The organism is Streptomyces sp. NPDC047869, assembly GCF_040704065.1.
GTDB lineage: Bacteria > Actinomycetota > Actinomycetes > Streptomycetales > Streptomycetaceae > Streptomyces.
Window position 1 is genome coordinate 96,144 of record NZ_JBEYRK010000016.1, and the last position, 16,222, is coordinate 112,365.

General features: G+C 72.9%; 11 protein-coding genes. All 11 read right to left on the bottom strand.

What is annotated here, in order from left to right:
- Positions 1–16: 16 nt before the first annotated feature.
- Positions 17–5,233 carry a caspase family protein gene (locus tag AB0924_RS21625; RefSeq protein WP_366912200.1) on the bottom strand — a complete coding sequence of 1,739 codons (5,217 nt, stop codon included), beginning with the start codon at positions 5,231–5,233 and terminating at the stop codon, positions 17–19.
- Positions 5,230–5,583, bottom strand: a complete 354-nt coding sequence (locus AB0924_RS21630; protein ID WP_358931773.1) for a hypothetical protein — start codon at positions 5,581–5,583, stop codon at positions 5,230–5,232. Before AB0924_RS21630 ends, AB0924_RS21625 begins: the two co-directional genes overlap by 4 nt.
- A gap of 187 nt (positions 5,584–5,770) precedes the next feature.
- Positions 5,771–6,568, bottom strand: a complete 798-nt coding sequence (locus AB0924_RS21635) for an HAD family acid phosphatase (RefSeq protein ID WP_366912201.1) — start codon at positions 6,566–6,568, stop codon at positions 5,771–5,773.
- Positions 6,569–6,683: 115 nt separating this feature from the next.
- The gene (locus AB0924_RS21640) at positions 6,684–7,802 is read right to left on the bottom strand and encodes a pectinesterase family protein (RefSeq protein WP_366912203.1); all 1,119 of its coding nucleotides are present in this window, start codon (positions 7,800–7,802) and stop codon (positions 6,684–6,686) included.
- Positions 7,803–7,948: 146 nt separating this feature from the next.
- Positions 7,949–9,265, bottom strand: a complete 1,317-nt coding sequence (locus tag AB0924_RS21645; protein ID WP_366912204.1) for a pectate lyase — start codon at positions 9,263–9,265, stop codon at positions 7,949–7,951.
- 171 nt (positions 9,266–9,436) lie between these two features.
- Positions 9,437–10,774 carry a sugar ABC transporter substrate-binding protein gene (locus tag AB0924_RS21650; RefSeq protein ID WP_366912205.1) on the bottom strand — a complete coding sequence of 446 codons (1,338 nt, stop codon included), beginning with the start codon at positions 10,772–10,774 and terminating at the stop codon, positions 9,437–9,439.
- 48 nt (positions 10,775–10,822) lie between these two features.
- On the bottom strand, positions 10,823–12,355 hold the full coding sequence (locus tag AB0924_RS21655) for a family 43 glycosylhydrolase (protein ID WP_366912206.1): 1,533 nt from the start codon (positions 12,353–12,355) through the stop codon (positions 10,823–10,825).
- The gene (locus AB0924_RS21660) at positions 12,352–13,197 is read right to left on the bottom strand and encodes a PmoA family protein (protein ID WP_358931761.1); all 846 of its coding nucleotides are present in this window, start codon (positions 13,195–13,197) and stop codon (positions 12,352–12,354) included. Before AB0924_RS21660 ends, AB0924_RS21655 begins: the two co-directional genes overlap by 4 nt.
- The gene (locus tag AB0924_RS21665) at positions 13,194–14,333 is read right to left on the bottom strand and encodes a Gfo/Idh/MocA family oxidoreductase (RefSeq protein WP_358931759.1); all 1,140 of its coding nucleotides are present in this window, start codon (positions 14,331–14,333) and stop codon (positions 13,194–13,196) included. The genes AB0924_RS21660 and AB0924_RS21665 overlap by 4 nt, the downstream gene beginning before the upstream one ends.
- On the bottom strand, positions 14,330–15,202 hold the full coding sequence (locus AB0924_RS21670) for a carbohydrate ABC transporter permease (RefSeq protein WP_358931963.1): 873 nt from the start codon (positions 15,200–15,202) through the stop codon (positions 14,330–14,332). The genes AB0924_RS21665 and AB0924_RS21670 overlap by 4 nt, the downstream gene beginning before the upstream one ends.
- Before the next feature lie 8 nt (positions 15,203–15,210).
- Positions 15,211–16,146 carry a sugar ABC transporter permease gene (locus AB0924_RS21675; RefSeq protein ID WP_366912207.1) on the bottom strand — a complete coding sequence of 312 codons (936 nt, stop codon included), beginning with the start codon at positions 16,144–16,146 and terminating at the stop codon, positions 15,211–15,213.
- Positions 16,147–16,222 lie beyond the last annotated feature (76 nt).

Here is a 16,222-nt window from a genome sequence, read left to right on the forward strand (position 1 = left end):
GTGACACCCCCGGGGCTCAGAACGCGGTGGCACGCGGCGCCGGTGCCGCCCGGGGCAGGCGGGCCCGGGCCTGCCGCATCTCGTCCTCGCCGAGGTCGGGGCGCGCGAGCAGCGGCTCAAGGACCGCCTCGGCCCCGGCGGTGACGAAGCCGTCGGCGGTGCCGTCGGTGTGCTGGTCCAGCCATTCCAGCGTCCACGCGACGACCCGGCGGACCTCGGCCGGGGACAGCCCGGCCAGGGACAGCAGGGCCGCCAGGACGAAGCGGGACCGCCACACGGGCATGTACTGCTCCAGCCAGGACAGCGCCCAGGAGACCGCCGTCGCGCGCCGGGCCGCCGTCAGGTCGGGGCGGCCGAGGAACGGGGCCAGGAGGAAGCTGGCGTCGTAGGCGACGGGGTCCGGCTGGAGCCCCGAGACGACCCGCGAGACGACCTCGCGGGCCTGGTCCGGCGGCAGGTCAGCGCGCTGCACGAGCAGGCCCAGCACCCGCCAGGAGTCCGGGACCGCGTAGTGCGGCAGCCGTCCGAGGGTGAAGTCGGCCAACGCGCGCAGCTGTTCGGGGCCGAGGTCGGCGCGGGCCAGGAGCGGTGCCAGTACGGTCTGCGCGTTGGCCGGGCCGTCGTAGCGTTCCAGCCAGGTGACGGTGTCGCCGAAGGCGTGGCCGATTCCCTCCGGGCCGAGCCCGGCGTGCGCGTTCACCGCCACGAGCACGTGCCGTGCCTCGTGCAGGGAGCCGAACTCCCGCAGCCAGCGCGACGCGTGGGTCACGGCGAGCCGGGTCTCGTCCGCGGTGAGGTCGGCGCGGGCGAGCAGCGGCTCGAGCACGAAGCGGGCCGCGCGCATCGTCACATGGCGGTCCAGCCACACCTGGGTGAAGGCCACCGCGGCCCGGGCCCGGTCCCCCGTGATCTCCCCGCGCGCCAGCAGCTTGTCCAGCACGAAGCTCGCGCCGGGCGAGGTGACGCTGTGCTGGAGCCAGTCCGCGGCGAGGGAGATCCCCCGGTCCAGCGTCTCGGCCGTGATCCTCCTGTTGGCGATCAGCGCGCCCAGGGTGTAGCTGGCCTGGGGGCTCTCCCGGTGGTGCGCCAGCCACTCCAGGGCGTGGGCGGCCACCGGGCCGGTGTCCTCGTCGGGGAGTGCGCGCAGCTCCAGCAGCGGCTGCAGGAGGTAGGAGGCGGCCGGCCGGGTGTCGTGGTGCCCCAGCCAGGTCGTCGCGGCGGTCACGGTCCGGCGCAGCTCGTCCCCGGTCGGCTCGTGGTGGACGAAGACCGCCCGGAACACCTGCGCCGCCTCGGGGAGGTCCGGGTGCCGCTCGAGCCAGGCGAGGGCCGAGGCGAGGTCCTCCCGCCCCTGTTCGTCGCCGGGTCCGTGCCGGGCGGCCAGGCGGCGCGATAGCGCCTTCGCCTCGCGGTACGTGGTGCCGTTCTGCTGTCCCCGCTGGGTGGCGAAGGCGGTGGCCTGCTCGCGTTCGCCGTGGGACAGGTCGCCGCGGCCGAGCAGGGAGGTCAGCACGAGTTCCGCCTCGGGCACATGGCCGTGGTGGGCGAGCCAGGTCAGCGCCGCGGTGACCGCCTCCCGGGCCTGTGCGGCGGTGAGGGTGCCGTGGCCGAGCAGCGGGCCGAGGACGTACCCGGCGTTCCGGGCGGTGCCGTACTGGCGCAGCCAGCGGGTGGCGCGGCCGACGGCGTCGCGGGCCTGGCCGGCGGTGAGGTCGGGGCGGGAGAGCAGCGCGCGCAGGACGTACTCCGCGGCGTCGCTGTCGCCGTGCCGGCCCAGCCACCGCTCCGCCGAGCCGATGGCCTGCCGGGCCTGTTCCGCGGCGAGGTCGGTGCGGGAAAGCAGCTTGTTGAGGGTGAAGTTGGCCTCCGGGGAGCCGGTGCGGGTGGCCAGCCAGGCGCAGGCGAGGGTGTGGACGCCGTCCGCCTCGTACTCCGGCAGGTCGCCGCGGCCCAGCACCCCGCTGAGGACGTACCCCGCGGCGTCGGTGCCGGCATGGCGTTCCAGCCAGGTCATCGCCGCCGTGACGGCCTGTTCGGCCTGCTCGTGGGTGAGATCGGGACGGGCGAGCAGCGCGTCCAGCGCGAAGCTCGCCCCGGGGGCGCCGGCGTGCAGGGCGAGCCACTGCACGGCGAAGCCGGCCGCCCGCCGGCTCTCGTCCGCGGTGAGGTCGGGGCGCGCCAGCATCTGCCCGATGAGGAAGTCGGCCTCGGGCGAGGTGGCGTGCTGCTCCAGCCACCGCACGGCGAACCCGGCCGCCCGCCGGCTCTCGTCGCCGGTGAGGTCGGAACGCCCCAGCATCTGCCGGACCAGGAAGTCGGCCTCGGACCGGACGGCGTGCTCGTCCAGCCACTGGGCGGCGAACTCCACGGCCCGCCGCACCTGGCTCCTGGCCAGCTCGGTCCGGGCGAGCAGCGGGCGCAGCACGAACGTGGCGGGCGGCGCGGCGGCGTGCTGCTTGAGCCAGCGGAAGCTGAACGAGGCGGCCTGCCGCGCCTCGTTCTCGGTGAGGTCCTTGCGGGTCAGCAGGGAGCGCAGCACGTTGTGCGGCTCCCACAGGCTCCTGTGGTGCCGCAGCCATTCCAGCGCGAGCAGGACGATCCGCCGCAGCTCGTCGCCGGTGAGGTCGGTGCGGGCGAGGAGCGGGGTGAGGATCTGGGCGACCTGGCGCAGAGTGGTGTCGCGTTCCGACCACCGCAGCGCCACGGCCACGACCTGACGGACCTGCTGGGGCGTGAGGTCGGCGCGGCCGACCAGCGCCCGCAGCACGAAGTGCGCCTCCAGCACCTCACCGTGGCGGCGCAGCCAGGTGATCGCGTCGCGCAGGGCCGGCTTCTGCTGTTCGGCGGGGATGTCCGTGCGGCTGAGCAGGGGGCCGAGGACGAAGCTGGCCTCGCGCCGCCGGCCGTGGGACTCCAGCCAGCGCAGCGCCGCCGGAACGAGCAGCAGGGCGCCGCCGTCGGTGGGCAGGTTCCACAGGCCTCGGTAGAGCACGTGCCGGGCGTTGACGCCGTCCCCGAACTCCTCCAGCCAGGGGCCGACGAGCCGCTGCCAGTTCCGGACCACGCAGTGGGCCCAGGGCTGTCCGGAGCAGAGCGCGCCGAGGGCGTAGCCGCCGATGTCGGCGTCGGCGCGCATGACCTCGCCGATGGCCGCGGCGTTGTCGGCGAACCAGGCGTCGAGGACCGCGGACACCGCCTCGGCGCGGTGGGTGAGCGCCAGGTCGTTCATGAGCCGGGCCAGGTTGGTGGCGTAGCGGCCGATGGTGCGGGGGCTGGTGAGGCTGCCGTCGAGGAGGACCCGGGTGCGGGCGCGGTCCGGGGTGCGGCCGTGGGCGGGCAGGATCACGGACTCGACGAGTTGGTCGCAGACGATGTCGTGGGCGGTGGACAGGACGTCGCCGTCTCCGTCGCGTTCCAGCCAGCCGAGGTCGATCAGGGTCTCGACGACGACCTGGGCGTGCAGGCCGCCGCCGGGACTGCCGGACAGCGCGGCGGCCGCCGCCGCGATCACCTCGGTCTGTTCCTGGGGGCAGGCCGCGGCGGCGGCGGCCGCCGCGACCAGGTCGTCGGAGGCGGTGACCTGGTCGAAGGCGGTGCGCCGGCGTTCGTCGGGCAGGCGCCGGACGGCGAGGTCGTCCTCCATGAGCCGGTCGCGCAGCCAGCGGGCGAGGTCGCCGCCGGCCCGCAGCCCCGCGTTCCCGGCGTCGAGCAGGCCGGCCACGGCCCGGCGTTCCAGCTCCCGGGCGAGCAGCAGGGCGATGATGGGGCGGTGGCCGCAGATGGCCCGCATCCGCTCCATGCCGAGGCGGCCGATGGCCGTGGGGGCCAGATTGGCCAGGGCGTGCTCTGCGACGACCCGCTGGAACTCCTCGTCCTGGCGCAGCTCGACCTCGTCGAACAGGTCGTGCAGCGGGATGTGGCCCGCCTTCTGCAGCCAGCCCGGGCGCACCGAGGCGAGGAAGGCGACCTTGACGTCCTTGCGGCGGGCCTCCGGCAGCAGCCGGTGGCGCAGGGCGGTCAGGTCGAGCTGGGCGTCGTTGTCGTCGTCGTCCTTGAGGTACTCGTTCAGGTAGTCGATCACCACGAGGACCGGGCTGTCCTCGGCCAGGACCCGGTGGCTGATCTGCGCGGTGATGGACGACTCCCGGCCGGGGCGGACGTGCAGTACCCGCCAGCCCTCGCCGAGGGCGATCCGGCCCACCTCGAGTCCGGTGCGCGTCTTGCCGGTGCCGGCCGCGCCGACGAGCAGCACACCCCGCTCGTCGGTGTCGCGCAGCCGCCGGAACAGCGTCTCGGGCGCGGCCGGATGAGCGCTGCCCGGGGAGACGAAAGGCAGTTGCTCGGGGGTGAGGTTGCGCCGGAAGCCGCCGAGCCCGTCGACGAAGGTCTGCTGTCCGACCACGGCGGCCAGTGGATCGGGGGCGGGCTGCGGCTGCCGCCGCGGGGCGGCGCCGGACGGGCCGGGCTCCTGCTTGAAGGCCCGGTTGAGGGCGAGCGGGATGTCGTGGCCGCCGTCGAGGGTGGCCATCCGGGGCTGGGGGACGGGCCAGCCGTCCACCTTCTGGCCCTTCAGACCCTGCCTGAGCGCGTCGAACAGGTCGGCCGTGAGGAGGTGGCGCTGCTCCTCGCCGCGCCGGCCGCCGCGCAGCGGCCCGGTGAGGCCGTCCCGCAGCAGGCGGACCAGTTCCATGGTGAACACGCTGCCGTCCGGGCGGCACAGGGAGCGCTCCGTGACGGCCGCCGAGGCGAGGACGCAGCCGCCGTCGAAGGCGAGGTCCCGCTCCGGGATCGGCGGCGCCTCCTCCCCCATGTGGAGGGCGCCGCCCGCGTAACAGCAGTCCACGATGACGACCTTGTGCCGGGCCCGGGACCCGGCCACGAATTCGCGGACGCGTGCGTAGGAGACGAAGGTGTGGGGCCGGTCGAGGCCCGCCCTCTTCGCGGCCAGCAGCAGCCCCTCGTCGTCGTGGTGGCCGTGTCCGGCGTAGTAGACGAGCAGGAGGTCGTCCGCCTCGTCGGCCGCGTCGGCGACGGCGTCGAGGACGTCGTCCGCCCGGCTGTCCGCGGGCAGGACCCGGCAGTCGCCCTCGGCCAGGCCGCCCACGTCGGGGGCGGTCAGCAGGGCGAGCAGTGCGGGGATGTTCCGCTCGACACCCCCGAGCGCCGGAAAGCCGTCGAATTCATGGGCTCCGAAGAGCACCGCACGGGAGCCGCCCGGCCGCGGTGCGGTCATGACCCGTGCGTGCCGGCGTCCGTGTTCTCCAGGCGGCGCAGCAGGTCCGCGAGTTCCTCGGGGTTCAGGTGACCGATGTCGACGGTCGTGCCGCCGTGGGTCAGGGTACGTCCGCCCGTGCTGCGGCCCGGGGCCTTGGCGAGCCGCCAGCTCGCGTACGCCACGGCGAAGTTGGCGATGTCCGTCACGTTGCCGAGGACGATGTCGAGGGCGTCGAGCACCGACATCGTCGGACCCGGGACGCTGACGGGGGTGACCGGGAGCCTGCCGGTCCCGGGATCACCGGCGAGCCACTTCCGCAGGTCCGTCAGGGCCTTCTCGTCGCCGTTCCCCTGAACGCGGATCCGCATACGTCGCCTCCCCCGGTGCATGTGCCGCAAGCAAAGCCGATGGTAACGGAAATCAACGCTCCGGGAAGCGGCGGTCGCACGTGGCCGGAAACCCGCCCGCGCACCGGCCGGCCCCCGCCGCGGCAGGCTGCTGCCGGGACGGGGGCCGGGTGGAACTGCCGCTGGGCGTACGGCGGTCCGGAACGCGTCAGGACACGAAGTACGTCGGGTTGGGCAGCTTGTAGGTGCGGTCGGCGTGACCGCCGTCCAGGTCCGAGTACTGGTCGCCGAAGTTGGCGATGATGTCGTACCCGAGGTCGTCCTCGATGTGCTCGCGGGTACCGGCCTTGTACTGCACGGTCGTGCAGTTCCAGGTGCCCGGGGTGGCGCAGTCGCTCAGGTAGGCCGGGGGGTTGGCCTTGTCCTTGAGGAACATGTGGCCGGCGTCGAGGTTGACGTCGGCGCCGATCTTCTTCAGGTTCTCCACGGCGCCGGCGCGCTGCGCCTCGCTGAGACCGGAGTTGTAGAAGACCTCGACGCCCTTGGACTCGGCGTAGCGCACCAGCTCGGGGCTGCCGAAGACGGCCGGGCGGTCGGCGCGGTTCACGTAGTCGTTCCACGTCGTGGAGTTGTACGTGTAGTTGTAGCGCTTCTCGTAGTCGAGGCTGAGCAGCAGCGTGTCGTCGATGTCGAAGACGACGGCCGGCTTCTCGCCGTGGTGGTGGGCCTTGCGGGCCGCCTTGTCGATGTAGCTCCTGGCGTCGGCGTCGATCCGCGCCAGGTCCTTGGCGTACGGGCTGACCGGGGACGCCTGGTAGACGCCGTTGCTGTCGGCGGTGGTGCCGTAGTAGGTGTCGATGTCCTTCACCAGGAGCCCGATGTTGTAGGGCTCGTGGGTGGAGTTCGCCGTCGACTGACCGGCGGTGGCCGCACCGGCGCCGTACAGGGCGCCGCCGGCGAGGGCACAGGCGGCGGTGGCCGCCGCGATCCGCAGTGATTTACGCATGACAGGTTTTCTACGCGCGTCACCAGGGGTAGCGCGAGGACCTTTGCCCGATCGATATCGAGCCATCGGGTGAAAAGGCCCTCGCGTCCCCCGGCCGGTCCGGCCGGACGTGCCGTCAGCTCTCCTTCCAGGGTGCCCAGTCCCCGAGGTGGGTCTCCCGGGTCGCCGACGCCGCCTGCTCGGCGGTCAGTTGCGGCCGGTTCTCCGGGACGGTGACGACGGCGCCGGGACCGGTGTCGCGGTACTCGGCGAACCGCTGGGCCTGCCAGGGGTGGGAGGCCGACATGTTCGTGTAGGGGGCGGCCGCGTCGATGCCGGGGCCGAGCCAGGTGTCGCGGACGGTCAGCATCGGGCGGGCGGTGGTGTCGGAGCTGGGCACCCAGGGGCGGGCCAGCTTGTAGTAGGCGTCCGGGGCCTCGCCGCTGACGCGGCCGCGGAGCACCAGGTAGCCGTGCGGGTTGGCGGCGGCCGTGGAGGGCGCGAAGACGAAGCCGTAGGGGGCGGCGGCCAGGTCCGTCCGGTTCAGGGTGCGGAAGTGGCAGTGCTCCCAGACGGCGGTGGCCCGCCCGAAGACGAAGTCGACGTCGCCCTCGGCGTAGCAGTGCGCGTAGTACTGGCGGGCGAAGGTGCCGAGGGCCATGGTGTCGGCGTACAGGGTGTCCTGGTGGCCGAGGAAGCGGCAGTGCAGGAAGGCGCCGCGGTCGCCCTGCGCCTTGAGGGCGACGGCCTGGGTGCCGGTGATGTCCGGGTGGTCGGCGCGCAGCCAGTCGTTGGCGAAGGTGATCCAGCGGGCGGTGAACCCGTCCGCCTGCACGGTGGTGGTGGCCGAGCCGGTGGTGCCGTGGGTGCCGCCGCCGGGCTTGGGGGTGCCGGCCGCGTTGTCGTACACGATCACGACGTCCCGGGGGTCCTCGGAGGCGCCGATCCAGGTCAAGCCCGTACGGGAGGCGTCGACGAGGACCGTCTCCCGGTAGGTGCCCGGGGCGATGACCAGGGTGCGGCCGGTGCCGGTGGCCGCGGTCACGGCGGCCTGGACGGAGGTGAAGTCGCCCCGGCCGTGGGGGTCGACGTACAGGGTCCCCGGGGTGCGGCGGCGGGCCGGCGATCCGTGCCGGCCGAACGGGCCGGGCCGGCCGGCGGCCTGTGCGGGCGCGGCGGTGAGACCGAGCGCGGCGGCCGTGGCGCCCGCGACGAGGAGACTCCGTCGCGAAAGGGGTGGTCGGGGCGAGGGCATGGGCGTGCTCCTTCGCGGTGCGGCGGGTGTGGGAGTTCGGGGTGCGACGGGTGTGGGGGTCCGTGGTGCCGGCCCGGCTCACGGGAGTTCCGGTGCGGGGCGGGCGGGAAGAGGGGCCGGGGCCGGGGGACCCGGCCCCGGGTGGGTCAGCCGATGCGGCCGGCGCCCGCGCGGTGGCCGACGAGGCCCGGCACGGCCCTGGCCGGGTCGACCCTGGTGCGCAGGTCCGGGGTCCAGCCGGTCCCGGACCGCAGGGTCTCGCCGGGGATCTCGGCGTTGTGGACGGCGATCAGATCGGTGAGCCCGCCGTTGACGTAGTTGTCGGCGGCGGTGACCGGCGCGTCCTTCCACTTCTTCAGGATCGGACCGGCCGTCGCCCCGGCGGGCAGGGTGAACGCGTTGTGCTCGGCGACGAGCTGGGACTCCATGCCGATGCCGTAGCTGTAGGAGTAGCCGTCGCCCGCGACGAAGTGGTTGTTGTACGAGTCCACCTGGCCGAAGCGGACCCGCGGCGCGCGTTCCACCAGGTTCCGGAAGAGGTTGTGGTGGAAGGTGGCCTTGAGGTGGCCGCGGTCGACGGCGGCCGTGGCGGCGCTGTCGCTGTTGCCGACGAGGATCGTCTTGTCGTGGTCCTCGAAGACGTTCCAGGAGGCGGTGACGTAGTCGGCGCCCTTGACGATGTCCAGCTCGCCGTCGTGCTGTTCGTAGATCCGGCCGAAGTAGTACGGCAGGGTGCTGTCCGGGTGGCCGCCGTCGGTGAAGGTGTCGTGGTCCATCCAGACGTGGGTGGAGCCGTAGACCACCGCGCTGTCGTACTCGGAGTTCCAGTTGCCGTCGGCGGTGTCGGTCGGGTCCCACTGCGGGAAGCAGTCGAGGGGGCTCTCGAAGCGCAGGTTGCGGACGATGACGTTGTCGACGCCCTTGATCTGGAGGCTGGCGCCGTTGAAGCCGGCGTTCTTCCCGACTCCGATGATGGTGGTATTGGCCGGGACGTCCGCCTTGATGTAGGCGTCCTGGGTGGCGGCCGAGGCGCGGCGCAGGCCCTCGGGGCTGTCGGCGGGCTCGCCGTCCAGGGTGGTGGTGCGACCCCAGCTCTCCGGGGCGTACTTGGCCAGATAGGCGCCGAAGTCGTAGCCGGGCACGGCGAACGAGTCGCAGCTCGGCCCGTCGGCGTCGATGGTGCCCTTCACTCTGATGATCTTCGGGGCGCTGCCGCCGTCGGCGAGGGCGGCCTTGAACTGCTCCCAGGTGATGACGGTGTACACGTGCGCCCGGTCGGCGGCCGCACCGCCGGTCGTCCCGGTGCCGTACGCGGCCCAGCCGTCGCCGGCGGGCAGCACCTGCCGGTCGGTACCGGCCCGGTGCGCGGCCTGCGCGGACGTGGTCCCGGTGGCGGCGAGCACGAGCGCCGTGCAGCCCACCAGAATGGCTATGACACGTCCATGACACTTCTGTGTACGCACTGTGCGGCTCTCCTCTTTCACGAAGCTGACGATGACGTCGCGGGCGGCCAGGGAAATCACAGGGGTCAGGGAAACAAGGGGATCGTGGGGCGTATCGGTGTGCGGCTCCGCCGCGTGGGCGCGCCCCGGCCCTGCCGGACCGGGGCGCGCCCACGCCAAGCGGCCACGGACTCAGTGGTTCTTCTTCCAGTCCGCCTGCGCCGCGTTGAGCTGCTCGGCCAGCGTGTCCAGGAACTCCTTCGCGCTCATCTTCCCGAGCAGCAGCTTCTGGAAGTTCGGCTCGTTGTCCGCCTTGGAGATGGTGTTCCAGTCGGGCAGGTGGTACGGCAACTGGACGATCTTCGTGTCGGCCCCGTTCAGCGCCTCGGCCGCCAGCTTCGTCGGCTCGGCCTGCTGGATCCACGCGTCCTTGGCCGCGTCGGTGTTGGCCGGCACCTGTCCCGCCGACTCGTTGAACTTGGAGTTCTCGGCGGCGGAGAGGGCGAACTCGATGAACTTCCAGGCGGCCGCCTTGTTCTTGCTCGACTTGAACAGGCTCAGCCCGTCCACCGGGTTGGACACCTGCACCCGAGTGCCGTCGGCCAGCGTGGGGTTGGGGATGCCCCGGAACTTGTCCTTGCCCAGCGCCTTCAGATGGTCCTGGTACGAGCCCAGGTTGTGGCTCAGCATGCCGATGGTGCCGCTGTCCCACTGGGCGACCATCTTGGTGAAGTCGTTGTTGACGTCGGCGGACGGAGTGTCCTTCTTGTAGAGCGCGATGTACTTCTCGAGCGCGGCGACGTTCCTGGGGTCGTTGACGGTGGTCTTGTCGCCGTTCCAGAACGAGGCGATGCCGGTCTGGCCGTAGACCGCGTCGAGGGCCGGGGCGATGGCGCCCTCGCCGCCGCGGATGGTGAAGCCGAACGCGTTGTGGCCCTTGTCCGTGAGCCTGCCGGCCGCCTCGTAGAACTTCGCCCAGGTGGCCGGTGCGTCCAGGCCGGCCTTCGTGAACAGGTCCGTCCGGTACCACAGGGTGCCGTTGTTGGCGGAGGTCGGCACCTGGTACAGCGCGTCCCCGCCGCCGGCCGACTTGCTGACGTCGAGCAGGTTCCGGCTCAGCCTGCCGTTCAGCGGGCTCTTCTCCAGCCGGCCGTCCAGCGGCTCCAGGGCGCCCTGCACGGCGACCTCGGCGAGCATGGCAGTGCCCACACCGCCCACGTCGGGCAGCCCGCCGCCCTGGATGGCCGTGTCGTACTTGGACTGGGCGCTCGCGGCCGGGATGCCGACGTACTCGACCTTGATGCCGGGGTACTTCTTCTCGAAGTCGGCGATGATCTGCTTCCAGATGTCGGTACGGACACCGCCGTTGTTGTCCCAGAAGGTGATCGTTCCCTTGCCGGAACCCTCGCCCCCCTTGTCCCCCGCGCCGCCGCTGCCGTCGTCGCCGCAGGCGGTGGCGGTCAGCGCGAGGACGGAGCCCAGGGCGACCGCCGAGGCGGCGCGCGTGCTTCTGCGGATGCTGCTCTTCATCGGTCGGCTCTCTTCTGCTGGATCCAGTGGTGGGGTGGAGCTGTGGGGTCAGTGACCGGTCCGCACGCGCGGACCGGCGGGTGTGATCCGGAACCGGGTGAACGTCGCCGTCCCGGTGGATCCCGGTCCCCCGGGGGCGACGGCGAACAGGCCGAGCAGGGCGCCCACCCAGCGCCAGGGGGTGGCCGCGAACACCGGCCCGGAGGAGCGCGGGCCGTCCCCGACGTCGTAGTGGAACCGGCAGCGCGCCCCGGATCCGATCCCGACGCGCAGCCGGACCCGTCCGCCGGGCGCGGGGCACGGCACCCCGGCGTCCCGCCCCGCATCGGCCACGGCCTCGGCGAACCGGTGCACGAGCCGGACCGTCCCGTCGGTCCCCCGCTCTAGCCCGATCCAGCCGAAGGCGGAGCCGAGCACCGCGAGTCCCGCCCGCGCCCCCGGCTCACCGCCGTCGAGGCGCAGGTCGGCCTCGACCGCGCAGGGGAAGCCGGGCAGCCGCTGGGTGAGCACGTTCGGCAGCCGGCGCGGGTCGTGGGCGTCGGCCGAGCGGACACAGGTCAGCCGCAGCCCGTCCGCGGAGTGCTGGGTGGCCCAGCCGTCGCCCGGGTTGGCGGTCCACTGCCACTGACGGCCGTACCGCCCGCCGGGGAAGTCGTCGTCGGTGGCGGGCGCGGCCGGCGGCTGCGGCGGGAGGGCCGGCAGGCGGTGCACGGTCACGGGCGCGCCGTTGTCGCCCAGCACGGGCCAGCCGTCGGTTCCCCAGCGCATCGGCTGGAGGTGGACGACCCGGCCGTAGGCCCCGCGCTGCTGGAAGTGCAGGAACCAGTCCTCGCCGGCCGCCGTGCGCACCCAGCCGCCCTGGTGCGGCCCGTTCACCTCGGTGTCCTTCTGCTCCAGGACGATCCGTTCCTCGTACGGCCCGAAGAAGCCGCGCGAGCGGAAGGCGCCCTGCCAGCCGGTCTCCACGCCGCCCGCGGCGGCGAGGATCCAGAACCAGCCGTCGTGCCGGTAGAGCTTCGGCCCCTCCAGGGTGAACCAGCCGGGTATGCGGTCCCCGTCGACGATCACCTTGCCCTCGTCCAGCAGCGAGGTGCCGTCGGGGTGCATACGGTGGCCGGTGAGCCGGTTCTTGACACCGGAGCGGGACCTGGCCCAGGCGTGCACCAGATAGGCCTCTCCGGTCTCCTCGTCCCACAGCGGGCACGGGTCGATCAGGCCGCGGCCCGCCTTGAGCAGGTGCGGGCGGGTCCAGGGCCCGCGGATCTCCGGGGCGTTGACCTGGAAGACGCCCTGGTCGGGGTCGCCCCAGAAGATCCAGAAGCGGTCGTCGTGGTGGCGGATCGAGGGCGCCCAGACCCCGCGGTCGTGCCGGGGCACGGCGAACTCCTCCTCCGGCTCCAGGCGTTGGAGGGCGTGGCCGACCAGGGTCCAGTGGACCAGGTCGCGGGAGTGCAGCAGCGGCAGGCCGGGCACGCGGCCGAAGCTGGAGGCGGTGAGGTAGAAGTCGTCGCCGACGCGGACCACGTCGGGATCGGACCAGTCGGCGTTCAGCACCGGGTTCTCGTACGAGCCGGCGGTCACCGGCTCACCGCCTCGCGGACCAGCGCGGCCGCCTCGGCCCGGTCGAGCCGTCCGTCGGCGACCACGGTGACGACGCGGCGCACGACGGTCTCGCCGGGCGGTACCGGCAGCCGTTCGGTGGCGGCCAGCGACGAGCCCACCCCGGGGTACTCGGCGGCCCGCACGAACCACGGGTCCCGCCGGGTCTCCCCGGTGGCCCCGGCGAAGACCAGCGTCCAGCCGGCGGATGCCAGCGCGACCCAGTCGGCACGCCCGCCGTGCACCTCGGCCTCGCCCTCGCGGTCGGCGGTGAAGACCTCCGGTGCCCGCCGCTCCTTGCGGGCCCGCCAGAAGAAGCCCCCGTAGGCCGCGCCGGGCCGCCCGTTGGTGGCGGGGCTGCCGAGGGACAGCAGCCCCTCGGTGACGTTGGTCAGGGAGAAGGTGAGGTCCAGCGCCCAGGCCCGGTGGTCGAGCCCGGTGGCGGCGACGGTGCGGCGCTCGCGCAGCAGCTCCCTCCCGGCGGCGACCCAGCGCAGCTCCTCCACGAACCCGTCGGGGTCCAGGAGCTGGAAGGCGGTGTGCCGCTGGGCGCCGTGGTTGTCCAGCTCGGTCGGGCCCCGGTCGCGGACGAAGGTGCGCCCGCCCCAGAAGTTGTGCCCCTCGACGTCGGGAACGGCGACACCGACGCCGAGGTGGTGTGCGTGGTCGGCGGGTCCGAGTTCGGTGACCACCGTGCCGGCCAGGGTGGTGACGGGGTGCAGACAGGGGCGGGGGGCGAGGCGGGCCGGCAGCTCGGGTCGGGTGACGTACCGGCCGACCGGCCGGCCCGCGACCCGCAGAACCGGTGTGTCGTGGGACATCACGTGCTCACCTCTTTCGACAGGGCCCAGGAGGCGCCCAGTTCGGAGTAGAGGGCGAGGGTGTCGGCCGAGGCCGCGACCAGGCCGTCGACGCCGGTCACGACCCGGCGGTCCGCGCCGGACAGCGGGCGCCAGGCGCTCCGGGGCAGCGGGAGCGGGTCGGGGGCGGTGCGGACGGCCTCGACGACTCTCATGAAGGCGCCGGTCTCCGCCGGGGCGACCAGCAGCCCGGTGCCGTCGGTGAGGTGATCGACCAGGTTCTCCAGCAGGTCGTCACGGCCGTACGAGGTCTCCCGCGGGCCGTGTCCGGACCGCTGGAGCAGCACCCGGTCCTGCTTGTACCAGAAGGTGATCCGGCCCCTGCTGCCGTGGACCAGGACGTACGGCTCCCCCGGCTCCTCGGCGCACAGGGTCGCGGCGACCGTGACCGGGCCGCGCGTGGTGCGCACCCGGACGCAGGAGGTGTCGTCGGACTCGATGTCGTTGGCGCGCAGCAGCTCGGTCTCGATGCCGGTGACGTCCTCGGCCCGGGTGGCGCCGAGCAGGGCGAGGGAGGTGGCGACCGCGTGCGCGAGCGGGTTGGTGAGCACCCCGTCGACCACGTCGGCGCCGTTCAGCCGCCGCCGGCCGGCCCAGGGCGCCCGCCGGAAGTAGGCCTCGTCCCGGGCCCAGGCCCCCGCGCCGCCGACCCCGGTGACCTCTCCGATCGCACCCTCGGCGAGCAGCCGCCGGATCGCGGGCACGGCGTGCGAGCCGAGCGACTGGAAGCCGATCTGGCACGCGACCCCGGCCCCGGCGATCCCGTCGGCCATCCGCCGGTACTCGGCGAAGGACGGCGCCGGCGGCTTCTCCAGCAGCAGGTGCACGCCCCGCCCGGCGGCCGTCAGCGCCAGATCGGTGTGGGTGGGGATCGGTGTGCAGACGACGGCGGCCCTGGCCCCGGTGGCGTCGAGGAGCGCCCCGAAGTCGGCGGACTGCTCGGGCGTGCCGAGGCCGTCCGGGATCTCGTCCGGGCCCAGTGGGGTCAGTTCGCAGATGCCCGCCAGCCGGACGGCGCCCTTCGCCTGGAGCCGGCGGATGTTGTCCAGGTGCCAGCGGCCGTGGCCGCGCGCGCCCGCCAGCACGATGGGGACGGTCATCCCTTCACCGCCCCCGCGCTGAAGCCGGTGATCAGCCACTTCTGGATGAAGGCGAACACGACGACCACCGGTACGGCCGCGATGATGCCGCCCGCGGCCAGCGCGCCGAGGTCGACGCTGTCGGCGCTCATCAGGGTGTCGAGGCCCACCGGGATGGTCTGTTTGCCCTGGTCGGAGAGGAACATCAGGGCGAACAGGAAGTGGTTCCAGGCGTGCACGAAGGCGAACGAGCCGACGGCGATCAGTCCGGGCCGCAGCAGCGGCAGGACGACGATCCGGAAGGCGGTGAGCCGGTTGCAGCCGTCCACCCAGGCGGCTTCCTCCAGGGAGTACGGCACGTTCCGGATGAACCCGCTGATGAGGATCATCGACAGCGGAAGCTGGAAGACGCTCTCGGCGATGACGACGCTGCCGAGTGAGTTGATCATCGACAGCTTGGCGAAGATCTGGAAGAGCGGCACCAGCAGCAGCGCGCCCGGCACGAACTGCGAGCAGAGCAGGGCCAGCATGAAGCCGCGCTTGACGCGGAAGTCGAAGCGGGCGAGGGCGTAGCCGCCGGCCAGGGCGACCACCGTGGTCAGGACGAGGGTGGCGAGGCCGACGTAGACGCTGTTGGCGAAGTAGGTGCCGAAGCCGCGGTCGGTCCACACCTTGCCGAAGTGCTCGAACGTCGCCGGCCAGGGGACCAGGGAGGTGGAGCCGGCCGGGCGGAGGGCGAAGAGCAGGATCCAGTAGAAGGGGACCAGGGTGAACAGCAGGTAGACCGACAGCGGGAGATAGATCTGCCAGCGGGGCACCTCGTCCCAGGCGCGGCGCCTGCCGCGCGGGCGGGCGGACTCGGACACGACCCGCTCGGGCGCGGGAGCGATCTCGGTGATCACTTGGTCTCACCTCCGAACTTGCTCAGCCGCAGATAGACCATCGAGCAGAAGAGCAGGATCACGAACGCCACCGTCGTCAGGGCGGAGGCGTAGCCGAAGTTGTGGGCGTCGACGCTGGTGTTGGCGATGTAGAGGGGCAGCGTGGTGGTCTCGCCGGCCGGTCCGCCGCCGGTCAGGGTGTAGAGCAGGTCGACGTTGTTGAACTCCCACACCGCGCGCAGCAGCGTGGACAGGACGATGGCGTCCTTCAGGTGGGGCAGGGTGATGTGCCAGAACTGCTTCAGGCGGCTCGCCCCGTCGACCTCGGCGGCCTCGTACAGGTCCCGGGAGACGGACTGCAGGTCGGCGAGGATGAGGATGGCGAAGAAGGGGACGCCCCGCCAGAGGTCGGCGACCACCGCCGCCGGGAAGACCGTCGAGGTGTCCGAGAGCCAGCTCGTGCCGTAGGAGCCCAGCCCGGCGTCGGCCAGGTAACGGGTGATGCCGGTCTGGGAGTTGTAGAGCAGGACCCAGATCACCGAGGTCAGCACACCGGAGACGGCCCAGGGGGAGAAGACCAGGGCGCGGCCCAGCGACCGGCCCACGAAGGTCTGGTTGACGATGAGCGCCAGGGCCAGGCCGAACAGGAGCTGCAGTCCGACCTCGACGACGACCCATTGGGCGCTGAAGGTCAGCGTGTCCCAGAACTGCGGGTCGTGGCTGAAGGCCTGGGTGAAGTTGTCCAGGCCCGCGAAGCCGTTCCGCCAGGGCTTGGTGGGGTTGTAGTTCTGCAGGCTGTAGTAGAAGACGCTGAGCACCGGGTAGGCGATGAAGCCCAGCATCAGCAGGGCGGCCGGCGCGATCAGCAGGTACGGCAGCCTGCGCGGCGTCGCGGAGGCACGGCGCCGCCGGGGTGGCGCGGGCGGTTCCGCCACGGCTGCGGCTTGGGCCATGACTGTTCTCCGTTCGCAGTGGGGCAGTTCAACGGGTACAGGAAGCGCTTGCTACGTACACATGGGTGAAGCACTT